Origin of the sequence: Paraflavisolibacter caeni (assembly GCF_025628885.1) — a bacterium.
Classification (GTDB): domain Bacteria; phylum Bacteroidota; class Bacteroidia; order Chitinophagales; family Chitinophagaceae; genus Flavisolibacter; species Flavisolibacter caeni.
Genome location: NZ_JAOTIF010000004.1, coordinates 25,791 through 41,138, shown reverse-complemented (window position 1 = coordinate 41,138; position 15,348 = coordinate 25,791). Strand labels below are relative to the sequence as shown.

The following is a 15,348-nucleotide window of genomic DNA, read 5'->3' as shown; positions in this document are numbered from 1 at the left end:
TCAACATTTCATGCCAATTCAACGTAGAGCATTTCTGAAAACATCTACATTACTTACATCTGGTTTAGCACTGGGTTTAGTGAATAGTAATCTTTTAGGCTGTAAACCTCCTACTTCTAAAACACCTTCTATGAATGAAAATTTTGGCCTCCAATTGTACACTCTAAGAGATGATCTACCCAAAGACCCCAAGGGCGTTTTAAAACAGGTTGCCTCTTTTGGATATAAACAAATCGAGAGCTATGAAGGCCCACAAGGCATGTTTTGGGGCATGAAAAATACTGAGTTTAAAAAATTCATGGATGATCTTGGAATGCAAATTATATCCAGCCATTGCAATTTCAACGAGAATTTTGAACAAAAAGCAGACGAAGCCGCAGCTATCGGAATGCAATACCTGATTGCTCCCTACCTGGGACCTCATAAAGAGTTAGACTTTTATAAAAAGGCTGCAGAACAATTTAATGTATGTGGCAATATCTGTAAACAAAGAGGAATCAGATTTGCTTACCATAATCATGATTACTCTTTTAAACCAGTTGAAAATCAGCTCCCTCAAGATGTAATGATGCAGATGACAGATAAGAATACTGTCGATTTTGAAATGGATATTTACTGGGTAGTCACAGCTGGACAAGATCCCATTTCATGGTTCAACAAATATCCGGATCGCTTCCGGCTGTGTCATATAAAAGATAGAATGAAAAACGTCCCAGCAGGTGTAGGAGATGCATCAACCACTTTAGGTACTGGAGTCATCAATTTTACTGAAATACTGAACGAAGGCAGAAAAAAAGGATTACAGTATTTTATTGTTGAACAGGAAAAGTATGAAGGCACAACGCCTTTACAGGCAGTAAAAGATGATGCAGTATATATGAAAAACTTGAAACTGGCCTGAATCTCATCTTAATCTTTCAGTCTGTCTTCACCAAAAAGAATCCTAATTGAATATGTAATTTTAGGTACAAAAGCCACAGTAAACCATATTTGTGCTAATTTATTTAAGGTGAAATTTCTAAGAAGCAAATTGGCCCCAGTTGCAACCGATGAAGAGCTCATTGCTGCTTTTAAGCAGACCAATGACCTACAGAGGCTTGGGCAATTGTATGAGCGGTATATGGAACTTGTTTATGGTGTTTGCCTGAAATACCTCAAGGATGTTGAGGGTGCTAAAGACAGCGTCATGTTGATATTTGAAGAATTGATCATAAAACTCCCAAAACATGATGTAACAAATTTTAAGAATTGGCTGCACCAACTATCTAAAAATCATTGCTTAATGAGAATGCGAAGTGAAAAAAGATTTTCAAAAGCCAATTTTGACCCCGATCTTATGCAATTAGAAGAAAATGTGCATCTGAATGGTATATTAGAAAAGGAAGAACTTTTAACTCAGTTACAGCTTTGCCTGGAAAGTCTTCCCGGGAAACAGAAAACAGCAGTGGAATTATTTTACCTGGAAGGTAAATGTTACCAGGAAATTGCAGCGCATACTGGATTGGAATGGAATAAAGTAAGAAGTTTTATACAAAATGGAAGGAGAAACTTAAAAATATGCATGGATAAGCAAAATACAGCTACAGCTTTTTAAAATGTCCGATCAATCGAAACATACCAGGAACTATAGCGCAGCAGATTTCGAACGCTATTACAATGGTGAGATGTCACCACAAGAGATGCATGAGCTGGAAAAAGCTGCGCTGGAAGATTCCTTCCTGGCTGAGGCCCTGGAAGGTTACAATTATACCTCCACTCCTGAAGCAGATGTTGCAGCATTAAAAGCCAGATTGAGTGACACCCATCGGAGAGGACATATCATTCCATTGAATACACAGAAAAACAACTCCAGGCTCTTCAGAGTAGCGGCTATGCTCCTACTATTACTTGGTGCCGGATGGCTCGTATACGAGTTTGCCATCAACAAGCCGGAAACCAATATTTCTTTAAATGACCAGCCTGCAAGACAGGAAAAGCCAGCGCCTGAAAAATCAATTGAAGAACAGGCTCCCATAGAACAAAATGTTTCAAAGAGTGACGCTACAACCGAACATAAGGACAACAGCAAACCAGTAACTAAAGTAAAAAGATCCTCCACTCCAGTTATAAAGCAAAATAACGAACCAGTTGTTTTTAATGGTACACAGAACCCAACTCAAGACTCTTCACTTTCTGAAAGGAATGAACAGGTTGTAAGTATGGCTCAAGACCAGGTAGCCGCATCAGCAGCAAGACCGGAAGGCCGCCAAGAATCTTCTATTGTATCTATGAAGAGAGCAATGCCCATGAGTGCAGGCATAGGCATATCTGCCAATCCGAAAGTTGAGATTACCCGGAATGGCAACCAGGTGATCATCACATTGAAGGAATCCCAGGACAGCGTCAATGAATACGTTTTAAAACAGAACAAAAGAGATTCCCTGGCTAAAAAAGGGCCTCGCATTATTATTGAAGAAGCAGAACCAGAAGAAAGTTGGAGTTCCTTTGGGGAATACATTTCTGACAATCTTCCAGAAGACTTACAAACAGAAACAATTAAAGGAACTGTCAGGCTTTCTTTTGATGTTAACCCTTCAGGTAAGCCTGTAAATATTCATGTTGAAAAATCCCTCTGTCAGAAATGTGATGAAGAAACTTTAAGACTCCTGGAAGAAGGGCCTAAATGGAAAAGAAAATCAAAGAGAGGAAAGGTCAGCTTTTCATTTTAATGTACTTCCCTCCCTATTGAGTACTCACCATCTGCGCTTCGTATGGAAAGATTCAGCATTCATGATCTCTTCAGTCAACTTTTCTAATGACACTTCATCATTTTCAATAATAACTGAAGCCTGCTGGTAGTAAATGCGGCGGTCTGCATACTTCTTTGCAATATACGAACGTAGCTGATCGTCGGACAGATCCCTGATCAAAGGACGGCCTTCTTTTTCTTTTATTAACCGTTCAAACAGTTTGTCAACAGAACTGTTGATCCAGATCGTAGTACCAGACCTATTCATGTAATCAATGTTGTTATAGAAACAGGGTGCCCCACCTCCGCAGGCCATAACAAAATCATCATGGCTTTCTGTTATAATATAAAGTACTTCCTTCTCTTTTAACCTAAAGTATTCTTCACCCTCTTTTTCGAAAATCTCATTAATACTCCTACCTTCATTAGCAACAACCTGTTCATCCAAGTCGAAAAATGGTATTCCTAGCTTCCGACTTAATTGCTTACCCCAATGGGTTTTACCGCAACCCATAAAACCGATCAAATAAATTTTCATAAGTATTCCTTCATGCCTCCAATCTTCGTAAAGCAAAAGTTTTGATGCTTAAACTTGCGAAGAAATGGAAGCTACTGTTTGAAAAATGTATTTTGCGAATCTAGGTGGAATAGTATAAATAAAATACATGTTTTTTATTTGAATGCATTTAACCCGGTAACATCCATACCTGTAATCAATAAATGAATGTCATGCGTTCCTTCATAAGTGATCACGCTTTCCAGGTTCATCATGTGTCTCATGATACTAAACTCACCTGTTATACCCATTCCACCCAACATTTGTCTTGCCTGCCTAGCAATATTCGTTGCTATTTCACAGCCGTTTCTTTTTGCCATACTTACCTGTTGAGGAGTGGCTTTGCCTTCATTCATTAAAACACCCAACCGCCAGTTCAACAATTGTGCCTTGGTAATTTCTGTTACCATTTCAGCCAGCTTTTTTTGCTGTAACTGGAAAGCTCCAATTGGCCTGTCAAACTGAATGCGTTCCTTGCTATACCGCAATGCAGTATCGTAACAGTCCATAGCAGCACCAACACTTCCCCATGCAATTCCATAACGTGCCTTTGTCAAACAACTCAAAGGGCCACGCATCCCTTTAACGCCAGGTAAAATGTTTCCCTTGGGCACCTTTACCTGGTCAAACACCAGCTCGCCGGTTGCAGAAGCACGTAAGCTCCATTTTCCATGCGTTGTGGGCGTACTAAATCCTTCCATACCTCTTTCCAATATCAATCCCCTTACCTCGCCATTTTCATCCTTGGCCCAAACCACTGCCACCTGGGAAAAAGGCGCATTGCTGATCCACATTTTACTGCCATTAAGAACAACATTGTCACCGGCGTCTTTAAAACTTGACATCATGCCGGCAGGATTGCTTCCAAAATCAGGTTCCGTCAAGCCGAAACATCCCAACCACTCACCAGAGGCAAGCTTTGGGAGGAATTTTCTTTTTTGCTCTTCACTTCCATAAGCATAAATGGGAAACATGACCAGGGATCCCTGAACAGAAGCTGTGGAACGTACCCCGCTATCACCTCTCTCCAACTCCTGCATCATCAATCCATAAGAAATATAATCCAATCCTCCTCCACCGTATTCCTGCGGAATGGTAGGGCCAAAGCAACCCATTTCTCCCAGTTGTTTTACGATCTGTTCCGGAAACTCTGCCTTTTGAGCATATTCCTCAATAATTGGAGAAATCTCTTTCTTTACATAATTACGTACTGATTCACGAACCAGTTTCTGCTCTTCTGTTAAAAGTTCATCAACATTAAAGTAATCAGGCGATTGGAAGAGATCGGTAGCCATGGCGTTTACAATTTAATCAATTCAAGATGAAAGATACTACGCCTGAAGTAGTTCTAAAACAATATTGAACTGTTTTAGTGCTATGAATAAATAAGCCCCTGAGATGGGGCTTCATTGCCAAGGTAGGCTTACAAATGAATTATAATATTAATTAAGTGAGATAATAAGCTCTGAACCAGATTTGTATGAGAGCAACCTCCATTATCTTGAACCTAGCGTTTGGGTCCAATAATTTCCTACCCGGGCTATTGCCATTTCCTTAAACTTCTTGTTCATGATATTCTTACAATGCCCCGGGCTACTGAGCCATCCTTTAATTACATCCTTTTCATCCTTGTATCCCAATCCAATATTTTCGCCAAATGAGATCCAATGATAACCTACGGATTCCATCCTTTCACTTACGCTTGATCCATCTTTGCCTGTATGATCAAAATAATTATTTTGAAACATATCGTTCGCGTGGTTGAAAGCGGCTTTTTCCAGCAAATCGTTCCATGTTAAAGGAGATGCCGGCGCATAATATGTGTCCCCGCACTGGCAGCCTTTTTTACGGGCATCATTTACGAGTTGCAACAGCATTTCTTTATTGATGGAGTTGGGCAACACGATCTTGTTGCCTGGAGGCGGATCAGTCACCCCTTCTGCCCTGGTACAGGATATAGACAACAAAGCAGCAAAAAGAAGGGGAATAATCATATATATCTTCATATTATATTAATTAACTATTCCCCTGTCTAAATATTGTAATAACGAACGTTAAAAGATTGTTGAACTGCTTTCTGCTATAGGTACAAACTCATTTCTTCCTGGTACTGCTGAACAATTAATGATGCCTCATCAGCAAAATCTTCACCATTGGATGCATAGATCACAGCGCGGCTCACATTGACCAATATTCCGCAATCATCAATCATAGCCTTTTTGGATATTTCTTTCAAACTACCGCCCTGAGTACCCACTCCAGGCACCAGGTAAAAATGACCAGGGGTCAGCTTCCGTATATTGGTAAATTCATCTGCCTGGGTAGCGCCAATCACGAACATCAGGTTATCAGTAGTTCCCCAGCCTGAAGCCGTCTTCAATACTTTTTCATATAAGTATTCATCGCCAGACTTTTGCAATTCGAAATCTTTCGCCCCGGCATTTGAAGTCAAACCTAAAAGAATGGTCCATTTATCTGTATGTTCCAAAAAAGGCTTGATGCTGTCTTCTCCCATATAAGGAGCTACTGTAATGGCATCAAAATTTAAAGTTTCAAAGAAAGCTTTTGCATATTGGGCTGAAGTATTACCAATATCGCCACGTTTGGCATCAGCAATTTTAAAATGTGTTGCAGGGATATAGTTGACGGTCTTTTCCATTGCCTCCCAACCTTTCAATCCAAGAGCTTCGTAGAAGGCAGTATTGATCTTATAACTAACACAATAATCTTTCGTAGCATCAATGATCTGCCTGTTGAATTCAAAAATTGCATCAGGATGAGATTGCAAATGCTTAGGAATCTTTGTAATATCTGTATCTAAACCAATACATAAATAGGACTTCTTACTGAAGATCTGTTCTGTTAATTGCTTACGGGTCATGGGGTAAAAGTAAGGAATGCTTCTTTCAAAACCTGCCCAAATTGCCATATTTCTTCATACTTATTATACAAAGGAACCGGTGCTAAGCGTATGACGTCAGGCTCCCGCCAATCAACAAAAATTCCTTTTTTTGTCAGGTAATCAAATACGAATCTACCCTTCTTTGGGACAAGCATAGATACCTGGCATCCCTTCTCCTGCAATGGTGTGATCATTTGAAATTGATTACCGATCTCCTTTTGAACATCCTGAAGAATAAATTGCAGGTAATTACTGAGCTGCTGCCCCTTATGAAAGACAGCATCGAGGCCGGCTTCTGCGAATATTTCTAAAGCAGCTTTATGAGTGGCATATAAAATGGGGGAAGGTGTGCTCAGTTGCCAACCTTCTGCTGTCAATGTAGGCCTGAAACCTTTTTCCATTAAAAAGCGGGTGTTTTTATCATTCCCCCACCACCCTGCAAAACGGTTGATGGAATTATCCGCATGATAACGGTTATGAATATAGGCACCACCGATGGCCCCCGGCCCTGAATTCAAATATTTATAGCTACACCAGCTTGCAAAATCAACATTCCAATCATGAAGTTGCAACTTAATATTGCCGGCAGCATGTGCCAGATCAAAGCCAGCTATTGCGCCAGCCTGATGTGCTGCCTGGGTTATACCTTTAATATCAAATACCTGTCCTGAATAATAGTTCACTCCTCCCCAGAATACTAAAGCCAGTTCATCTTCATTTTCTTTTATAGCAGTAATAATGTCCTCATACCTGATGAGGGATTCTCCATCCCTGGCCTTCACCTCGATGATAACTTCACCAGGATCCAATCCTCTTTGCCTTATATGGGTTTCCAGCAGGTACTGATCACTGGGGAATGCTTTTTCTTCACACAGTATTTTATTCCGTTTACCCACCGGATTATAGAAACTGACTAGTAACAAATGAAGATTCACTGTCAGGGAATTCATAACGACAACTTCCCCTGGCCTGGCTCCAACAAGTGAGGACAGCGGGTGAATCAATTGATCATGATAATCTAACCAAGGTTGATCTCCTGTAAAAAATCCTTCAACACCAAACTGATTCCACTGTCGCAATACCTGTTCGATATAAGACCTGGCTCTTTTAGGCTGTAGACCCAGGGAATTCCCTAAAAAATATACCTGCTCTTTATTTTCATGTACAGGAATCAAAAACTCCTTGCGGAATGGCTGCAAGGGATCTTCTGCATCCATTTGCCTTGCAAAAGAAAGCGTATTGTGATATTCCTGAGGCATCTTTACAAACTGTTCTTTTTAAATACTACCCGTTCTGCCACCATCAACAGGAATACTGGTACCACTTACAAATGAAGCTGCAGGCGATGCCAGGAATGCGGCCATGGCAGCAATCTCGGAAGGCTGCCCAAAGCGCTTCAAGGGGATCTCATTTTTCATTGCTTCTTCAACAGCCACAGTTGAAACCTGCCTCTTCTGCGCCGTGTTCTGAACCAGGCTCTCCAACCGTGCGGTTTTTGTTAGTCCCGGCAGCACATTATTGACTGTTATATTAAACATCCCTAATTCATTAGCCATCGTCTTAGCCCAGGAAGCTACGGCGGCACGTATGGTATTAGATACACCCAAATTTTGTAGAGGTGTTTTTACAGAAGTTGATATTACATTGATAATGCGTCCATATCCCTCTTCTTTCATTCCAGGAACGACAGCTTTTGTTAGAATATGATTGCAGATAAGATGCTGTTGAAAAGCATTCAGAAAGTCCTCCTCCTGCGCATCCATTATGGGTCCTGCAGCAGGCCCGCCCGTATTATTCACCAGAATATGAACAGGTTTCTGTTTTACAATTTGGGCAATGGCTACCTGAACCTCTTCCTGTTTGGAAAAATCTGCTACCGCATAGGAATGCTCCTGATTAAAGTCTGTGCTGAGCTTTTGCACAGCATGCTCCAGAGCACCTGTATTTCGTGCCAATAAAATACAATTAGCACCCAGCAAGGCTAGTTCCTGAGCAATAGCAAATCCTATTCCCTGGCTACTACCACAAATAAGTGCATTTTTCCTCTCTAATGATAAATTCATAATGCTGGAATTAAAATGTGTTCAAATTCTTATATAAATCCGGAAAATCACTGATCAAGCCATCCACCCCCATGTTTTTCAATTGCTGCATTTCACTAAGATCATTAACCGTCCAGGGAATCACTTTTATGCTTTTTTCATGACATTTCTTAATGAGCTCTTTAGTTACTAAAGAATAATGTGGACTATAGATACTGGGATTAAATCCTAATGCCCGCAATTGTTCATCCACTCCCCTTTTGTCAAAGTCTTCGATCAACAGGGATGTCTTGATGGATGAATATCTTTTGTGAAGGTATTGCAGTGTCCTGATATCAAATGATTGTATGATTGTCCGCTTGCCAATTCCTCTATCCTTAACAACTTTCATCAACAATTCAACGAACTGGAAAGGGGCTGGATGGTACAATCCATCTGTATATGGAGTGGATTTCGTTTCTATGTTGTAAAAAACCGGTTGAAGTTTATTAGTTTTTATGTAATGCTCAACACTGTCTATAACATCTCTCAATAAAGGCTTTACAGCATTCATTTTTCTTTGTCCAGGGAAACGTGGATGAGGCTTCATTCCTACATCATATTGTTCTACCTCTTTGTAGAGCATCTTGAAGATGTTCAATTGTTTTTCCTCATTTTCAGAAACGGAACTACCATCTGGTTTGGAAGAGATCTCATGATTGAAATATGGGTCATGTGATAAGATAACCTGGCTGTCTTTAGTAATGACCGCATCCATTTCTAATGTCGTTACACCTAGGTCCAAGGCAATCAGCATTGCAGGGATCGTATTTTCGGGCATTAGTCCCCGGCAGCCCCGATGCCCTTCTAAATCAAAACCTGGCATTTGATCTGGTTGATTGGAATTCATTTTCTTTCCTATAGAACATGATATTAGAAAAAGTAGTATAAAAGATATGTACTTCATTGGTCTAACCTTTAACAGGTAAGTAAATGCCACTCTTTTTAAATACATTGATCACAGGATTGAAGATAATTCAACCTATGTTAAAATTAAAAGCTATCCCAGATCATTGAGATAGCTTTTAAAAGAGCAACCAATGGGTAAACACAATCATTAAACGTTTGTATTCCTGTTCCTGTTGGTATTTGAGACATTAACGGTACTGCTTCCTACGGAGAGCCTTTCGGTACCTACATGCAAACGATTTTCAACATTCCGAACGCCAGAAATATGCTCCGCAATATCTTCAGCCCGGCGTTTTGCATCCCGACTGTCTACAGTTCCCAATAAGATCACTTCACCGCTGGTCACCTGCACATCAATATCTGATGCGTCAACATAATCATCATCACTCAACCGGTCGCTGACGTCTTCCCTGATTCTTTCATCGGAGCGACTATACCCCTTAGGACCTTTACCTCTATGTTGCCCGGCAAATTGCTTATCTCCCTCACGTCTCCTTTCAGCCGCATCATCTCCAAACCATGAAGAAACCTCATCCGTCGTTTTATCCCACCAGGAACGATCCTCTCTTACATTTTCTCTACCCCGATTTCTATCATAGTCCCGGTTTCTACCATAGTCACCTCTAGCATAATTACTCTTCTCATAGTTGCCACCGTAATACCCTTGTTCTCCAAAAGAAGTTCGCTGGTTGTAATCCCAGTCATTTTCCCTGTTCCGCCGTCCCTGATCATAACCCCTTAGGTCCCAATCTCCTTCCCTATTTCCGTATCCACCAGAAGTGCCATACCTGCTACCATAACCCTGGTTCTGATTCCCTGATGTACCATATTTTCCCCTGTTATAATCATCCTGGTAATCGTTGCCGTATCCCTGATTGAAATTCCCGTAATCCCTCCTTCTTTGGTCATCATCACGGTCATAATTAGCATTACCATAATTCCTGTTTCTCCGCTGATCATCCTGATACCGATTGTAGCGATTTTCATTTTGATCCCAATCCTGGCCATAAGGATTGCTCCATTGATCACGATTTTTGTCTGCCATAGTTAAAGGTGTTTTATAATAAACAAATAGGTTATACCAAATAATTATAAAAAAAACCATGCCTATTGTTTTAAAGATCGAGTCTTCTAAACTTCCTATTCCTGGAGCAAAAATGCCATAATACCCCTAAAAATATTTATAAGTTTTCACTAAGAATTCTACGCCCTGCTTCTTTGCATAAGGATGAGATTTTTGTAATATTGTCCAGTTGAAACAAAATAAAGTTTACTTTGCGTCGTTTGGAATTTGAATACTTTCCAAGCAAACTTTTGGTTGAAAACTCTATTTTTAAACCGTTAATTACTAATAGATTATAAAAGAGAAGTTGAACTTTGATAAAAAGATAATTGGAGGAATATAGAATTACTTTGATGCAATTCTATATTTAGAAACCTTTACTGATATTATTATTCAAATTTCAGTAACATTACTTAAAGCCCTTAATCTAAACATAATGAAAAAGCATTTTACAAAATTGATCAAATCAGGAGGCAGATTACGTGAGTTTAACTTCAGAAAGCTGGCTAGTCCCAATGATAACTTATTCCATGTAGATGTCAGTGACGACCGTGGCAACCGCATCATATTCAAGGTGAAGAAAGATAATGGAAGCTGGAAGATAGAAGAAACCGGACTCCCCAAATGGGTCTATGAAGTAGAGGACAGTTTGAGAGAGGCTATTGAAGAATAATTGCTCTGCAGGCAAACGCTTACAAAAATATTTTAATAGTAAATTAATTACAAAAGCTAAATAAAAAGGGCCCCATAAAAATGAGGCCCAAACAACTAACCCATTCTTTTCAACAAGAACAGAACAAACAAAGTGTAAATATAACATTTTATCTCTTTACTAAAAATATTAGCACCATATTTTTATCCTCAGTTTCCTTTTTCCAATGCAACTTTTGTGTGGGATGATTTGGAAATTATGTCCTCTTTCCCGTTGAAATCACGAATTTCATTTCTCATTTTGCCATTGAATATGTATTCATCACGGCCTTCGCCGCCATACATATAAACTTTAATTTTTGTATTTACGGAGGTATCGATCAGGAATTTGTCGTTACCATTATAGCCCATCAGGTAAATGTGGAAAGTTTCGCCTTTTTTAAATTTCCGTTCATAGATCTTAGTACCTTTTTGCCCCTGGGCCCCTTCCCTGAAAACAGAAATATTGAGACCATTATCAGCTCCGCTCACCTGGAAAATCTCATCTTCATTCGTTCCATTTACCTGAACGTTTTCGGATATATACTTATAATATTTCATTACATTGGTCAGCAAAGAATTTCTCCTGCTTATTAACTTCTTCTCCAGTTCTTTACCGCTCAATGCATAGATTTCGGGTGGCAACCTATTCACGGCGTTAGCAATTTCCTGGTCTGCCAGTCTTGTTATAAATTCCTTAGTTGTTCTTTCCCATTGAGCCTTATCCAAATCATTTAAAAACAGCTGATCGAAATTCCAGGATTTATAACTCAGCCACTGGAGTCCTTTTGCCTCATCTTTGAACCAATTGATATGATGCATGCCCACAAACTTGCCTACCCGAGGGATCAACCCTTTGGCCAAAAAGAAAGCCTGGTCACGATCTTTCGGTATTGCATAATAGTATTTAGCCTTCGTGGAATCGACTATGCCCCACCTCCATTGGTCTGCATGCCTGTCCCAATCGGCGATCAACATATCCAATAAGCGGGCCTTTAACACTTCACGCTGCAGGACCAGCCGGTCGTTTGCTTCAAAGATGTCTTCCTTTACTTCCAACGTACTTTCCGTTTTTTCACTTTTTTTCCGAGTAGGTTCTCTTTCTTCTAAAAAACAAACCTTACCAGTAAAAATATCCTGGTATTTTCCCAATCCCGCATCAGCAGGTACATAATACAATTCAGGATCCGGCGCCACGACTCCAACAGATTTTGCCAGGGAACCGGCAACTAATGCACCATAAGGAAAAGAACCTGAAATTGATTCCTGTACAATCGTTTGGACTAAAGTACCTCTCATCACTTTTGGAATAGCGCCAGCAGCGTCCTTATCTACAGTGCGCAGGGACCATTCACGACCCTGGTGGTCTTCCAATTTCAGGGATTTTGTTTGTTGTCCACCACCCAGCTCAACGACTTTCATATCGGTATGAGTCAACCGGAATACCGGCATCTTTACGGCTGTGGACCACACTTTGCTATAATTTTCCCCGATTAAAAAGCGCTCAAGCACAGTTGGATTCTTAAATTTTTCACTGGCCACCACTGTTACAGAATCAGGCGCGACAATACGACTAAAAGAATTCTGAGCTTTTAATGGTACTAAAATCCATAAAGCCCAACATGTGTATATGCTTCTTCTTGTTATTTCTGATAGTTCCATCTGATATTGCTTAGCCGTACTGTTACTAAAGAAGAGCTACATCAAATGATTTGCCGGATTTACAAAAAAGGGCAATTAAGTTTATTTCGGGAATTACTGTAAGGTATACCCGAATTATTGATTGCAGAATAAAAGATTTGCGTTTTCAGGCATTATCCTGGGCTTTGGTAGGGAGTATCCTGGGAGCAGGTAGGAGGAAGATGATGGATAGCAGATGCTGGATTATTAATAATTAATTATTGATTATTGGTCCATAGGGAAAGGTGAAATGAGGTATTGGGGTATTGGAATGGCATGATATGGGAGATAAAAGTGGTTTTCTAGGCTTTTCCTAGGCTTAGCTATGGATTCAGTAGGGCTCAGGTAGGGCTGAGCAACGAAAGATGAACCGCGGATTTGCACGATTAGAAAGGGAGGAATAGGATTTTTTGATGGAGGAGGCAGTGGAGGGGGATTGGGAAAAAGGGGTTCAGGAACGAAGGGGGCATACTGTAGGTATACTCTAGGTATACTGATGGTATGCTTCAGGTATACTTGATCTACGAAGGATCCCTACTTGTAACCTGAAGGGGAAGCGGACAAAAGCGGTCATTTCCTGCCATTTCCTGCCAAAGCGGCCAGAGGGGTTGGAGGGGTGGATGGGCAGCCCTAGCTTTAGGGGGAAATGAAAAAGATGAAACAGCTTTACATTGACAACAGGACCCGCTTGGTGGTGGTGGATGACAAGGTGATGTCCCGGCTGCTGCTGGGCATCATCCGGGGCTCCATTGGGAAGTGCTTTGTGGTGAAGCACTACCGGGCCAACAAGAAAAAGAAGTGGAAGAAAAGGATTGTGATCACCAAGTACCCGGACATGAGTGGAGTGGTGGCTTCTGAAAAGCAGCGGGTAAGGAGGGATCTGTTCCGGGAGGCCGTGGTCTATGCCCAGTGGATCCTCTCGGATGCGGAAAGGAAGGAGGCCTTCCGAAAGACCCTGCCCAGGAAGAAGAGGAAACATGTCTACCAGGCGGCTATCCGGTTGTATATGAACATGCAGGGGGATAAGCAGTGGCTGAGAAAGCAGTTGGCGGTGAGGGTTATGATGAGCACAGGCAGAAGGGAAAGGGTGGAGATGAAAGATAGGAATGGGTTTGAGCAGATGGGGCCTTGGCAAATTTGGTGGAAAAAAGAAATAATTGGACAAGAAGTGGCAGTAGTATATGGGAAACAGGATGGGTGTGAGGTATTGCGGATTTAGAGAGGTGAGTTGAGAGATGGGAAGTAGTTGCATTTCCTGCCTTCAGCAAAGCGGCAGAAAGCATCAGTTTCATGCAAGTGAGGCTATGAGAAAACAATTAAACACTATATTTTTAATCAGCATTTGTGCGAAAGAGTAGCTCTGGTAATAGAAACATCCACTTCTACAAAATCGATGAAAAACGCTGTGCGTCACTTTATTCCTAAGTAATTGGCAACTTAATTAAGATCAGTGTAGGGCTTAGTTCATGTATTAAAAAACCACCTATATGCATAGAAACTTCCCATTCCCTGCAGTCTTGCATTTACGTCGAAAAGCAGTAGTTATTATCATCATGATGATGGCTGCCGTTCCGTTGTATGCACAATGGAGTACAGCAAAACCTGATATTAAGGAATACACGCTAACTTCAAAGGTTTTAAATCAAAAAAGAAAAATTACGATCTACAGACCTCCAGTATTATCTAAATACAGTGAGTCGGTATCGCCGGTTTTTTATGTACTGGACGGAGAGTTCTCGGCATTTTATTATTGCACGCTGGTTAATTATTGTTGCCAGCGAATGCCTGGGTTGCCACCCATTACGGTAGTAGGAATAGAAAATGAACCAAGCTTTATCACTGAAAGCGGCGGTACTAACTCCATAGGCCGTAACAGGGATTTTACTCCTATTGTTGCCCGTGACAGTACCTTTTATAAAACCAGCGGTGGCGCTGAAAAATTCTTGCAGTTCATTAATGAAGAACTGGTTCCTTTTGTTGAAAAAGATTATAAAAAAATGCCTTATCGTGTTTTTGCGGGTAACTCACTGGGTGGCTGGCTAGTAATGCATACTTTCTTAAAGCACCCCGGTATGTTTAATGCTTATATAGCCACTAGCCCGGCGATGCAAATGGATAAGAGTGCATATATGCAAACTGTGGAAGAGACCATCCTTAATGCGACTGAACGAAACAACCGGCTTTTTTTTAGTGTGGGAAATGAACCAGACCCTTACCTTCCAAATGCCAGGAAAATTGATTCGCTTCTAAAAAACAAAAACTTTAAAGGTCTGACTTACCGGTTTACTTATTATCCAAAAGAAGGACATTCAACACTAAAAGCGATGCAAGACGGCTTTCAATATATTTTTCGAATGGAGGAGTTGCCCGTGTATGAGACTCCGCTGTCCAATATCACATACAGCAAGTTCGAGGATCACTATAAAAACCTTTCCCAGATATTTGGATATGCAATGAAGCCGGATGAGGGCATGATAAACAGTTATGGCTACTATCTTCTAAATAGCGCCAAGGATGTTGATAGAGCGTTAGAATTTTTCAAAAAAAATGTTGAGAACTACCCGCAATCGGCGAATGTGTATGATAGTTATGCAGAAGCATTGCTAGTAAAGGGAGACAAAGAAAATGCCCTGATCAACTATGAAAAGGCTTTTGCAATGGACCCTACAAATACCGGTGCAAGAGACATTATCATTGAATTAAGAAAGGGAAAATAGCGGTATTTTACGTGCATAGGAA

At 40.7% G+C, this 15,348-nt stretch carries 15 protein-coding genes; 6 read left to right on the top strand and 9 right to left on the bottom strand.

Annotation, left to right across the window (positions count from 1 at the left end):
• Positions 1 to 10: 10 nt before the first annotated feature.
• The 3 genes from OCK74_RS07835 to OCK74_RS07825 all read left to right on the top strand — a co-directional run bounded on the left by OCK74_RS07835 (position 11) and on the right by OCK74_RS07825 (position 2,708).
• Positions 11 to 901 carry a sugar phosphate isomerase/epimerase family protein gene (locus OCK74_RS07835; RefSeq protein ID WP_279296467.1) on the top strand — a complete coding sequence of 297 codons (891 nt, stop codon included), beginning with the start codon at positions 11 to 13 and terminating at the stop codon, positions 899 to 901.
• A gap of 108 nt (positions 902 to 1,009) precedes the next feature.
• The gene (locus OCK74_RS07830) at positions 1,010 to 1,594 is read left to right on the top strand and encodes an RNA polymerase sigma factor (protein WP_279296466.1); all 585 of its coding nucleotides are present in this window, start codon (positions 1,010 to 1,012) and stop codon (positions 1,592 to 1,594) included.
• Between the two features lies 1 nt (position 1,595).
• Complete coding sequence (locus OCK74_RS07825; protein ID WP_279296465.1) at positions 1,596 to 2,708, top strand: energy transducer TonB; 1,113 nt, start codon at positions 1,596 to 1,598, stop codon at positions 2,706 to 2,708.
• Between the two features lie 24 nt (positions 2,709 to 2,732).
• Here OCK74_RS07825 and OCK74_RS07820 read toward each other — a convergent pair whose 3' ends face one another.
• The 8 genes from OCK74_RS07820 to OCK74_RS07785 all read right to left on the bottom strand — a co-directional run bounded on the left by OCK74_RS07820 (position 2,733) and on the right by OCK74_RS07785 (position 10,221).
• The gene (locus OCK74_RS07820; protein ID WP_279296464.1) at positions 2,733 to 3,266 is read right to left on the bottom strand and encodes a shikimate kinase; all 534 of its coding nucleotides are present in this window, start codon (positions 3,264 to 3,266) and stop codon (positions 2,733 to 2,735) included.
• A gap of 134 nt (positions 3,267 to 3,400) precedes the next feature.
• Positions 3,401 to 4,579 (bottom strand): acyl-CoA dehydrogenase family protein, encoded by a 1,179-nt coding sequence (locus OCK74_RS07815; protein ID WP_279296463.1) that lies wholly within the window; start codon positions 4,577 to 4,579, stop codon positions 3,401 to 3,403.
• 201 nt (positions 4,580 to 4,780) lie between these two features.
• A complete protein-coding gene (locus OCK74_RS07810) occupies positions 4,781 to 5,290 on the bottom strand; it encodes a CAP domain-containing protein (RefSeq protein ID WP_279296462.1) in 510 nt (169 codons plus the stop codon).
• A 74-nt stretch (positions 5,291 to 5,364) separates the two neighbouring features.
• Positions 5,365 to 6,165 carry an orotidine-5'-phosphate decarboxylase gene (pyrF, locus tag OCK74_RS07805; protein WP_279296461.1) on the bottom strand — a complete coding sequence of 267 codons (801 nt, stop codon included), beginning with the start codon at positions 6,163 to 6,165 and terminating at the stop codon, positions 5,365 to 5,367.
• Positions 6,162 to 7,445 carry a kynureninase gene (kynU, locus tag OCK74_RS07800; RefSeq protein ID WP_279296460.1) on the bottom strand — a complete coding sequence of 428 codons (1,284 nt, stop codon included), beginning with the start codon at positions 7,443 to 7,445 and terminating at the stop codon, positions 6,162 to 6,164. The genes pyrF and kynU overlap by 4 nt, the downstream gene beginning before the upstream one ends.
• 18 nt (positions 7,446 to 7,463) lie before the next feature.
• Positions 7,464 to 8,249 carry an SDR family oxidoreductase gene (locus OCK74_RS07795; RefSeq protein ID WP_279296459.1) on the bottom strand — a complete coding sequence of 262 codons (786 nt, stop codon included), beginning with the start codon at positions 8,247 to 8,249 and terminating at the stop codon, positions 7,464 to 7,466.
• A 10-nt stretch (positions 8,250 to 8,259) separates the two neighbouring features.
• Positions 8,260 to 9,117, bottom strand: a complete 858-nt coding sequence (locus OCK74_RS07790) for a glycerophosphodiester phosphodiesterase (RefSeq protein ID WP_279296458.1) — start codon at positions 9,115 to 9,117, stop codon at positions 8,260 to 8,262.
• Positions 9,118 to 9,324: 207 nt separating this feature from the next.
• Positions 9,325 to 10,221, bottom strand: coding sequence for a BON domain-containing protein (locus OCK74_RS07785; protein ID WP_279296457.1), 897 nt, complete (start codon positions 10,219 to 10,221; stop codon positions 9,325 to 9,327).
• 454 nt (positions 10,222 to 10,675) lie between these two features.
• Between OCK74_RS07785 and OCK74_RS07780 the strand changes: the two genes are divergently transcribed.
• Positions 10,676 to 10,912: a hypothetical protein gene (locus OCK74_RS07780; RefSeq protein ID WP_279296456.1), complete on the top strand. Its 237-nt coding sequence runs from the start codon at positions 10,676 to 10,678 to the stop codon at positions 10,910 to 10,912.
• Positions 10,913 to 11,100: 188 nt separating this feature from the next.
• On the opposite strand, the gene OCK74_RS07775 is transcribed toward OCK74_RS07780, so the two are convergent.
• Entirely contained in the window at positions 11,101 to 12,591 is a 1,491-nt protein-coding gene (locus OCK74_RS07775; protein WP_279296455.1) for a hypothetical protein, read from the bottom strand.
• A gap of 673 nt (positions 12,592 to 13,264) precedes the next feature.
• Between OCK74_RS07775 and OCK74_RS07770 the strand changes: the two genes are divergently transcribed.
• Both OCK74_RS07770 and OCK74_RS07765 read left to right on the top strand, forming a co-directional pair.
• On the top strand, positions 13,265 to 13,828 hold the full coding sequence (locus OCK74_RS07770; protein WP_279296454.1) for a hypothetical protein: 564 nt from the start codon (positions 13,265 to 13,267) through the stop codon (positions 13,826 to 13,828).
• A gap of 268 nt (positions 13,829 to 14,096) precedes the next feature.
• Complete coding sequence (locus tag OCK74_RS07765; RefSeq protein WP_279296453.1) at positions 14,097 to 15,326, top strand: alpha/beta hydrolase-fold protein; 1,230 nt, start codon at positions 14,097 to 14,099, stop codon at positions 15,324 to 15,326.
• The last annotated feature ends 22 nt before the right edge of the window (positions 15,327 to 15,348 follow it).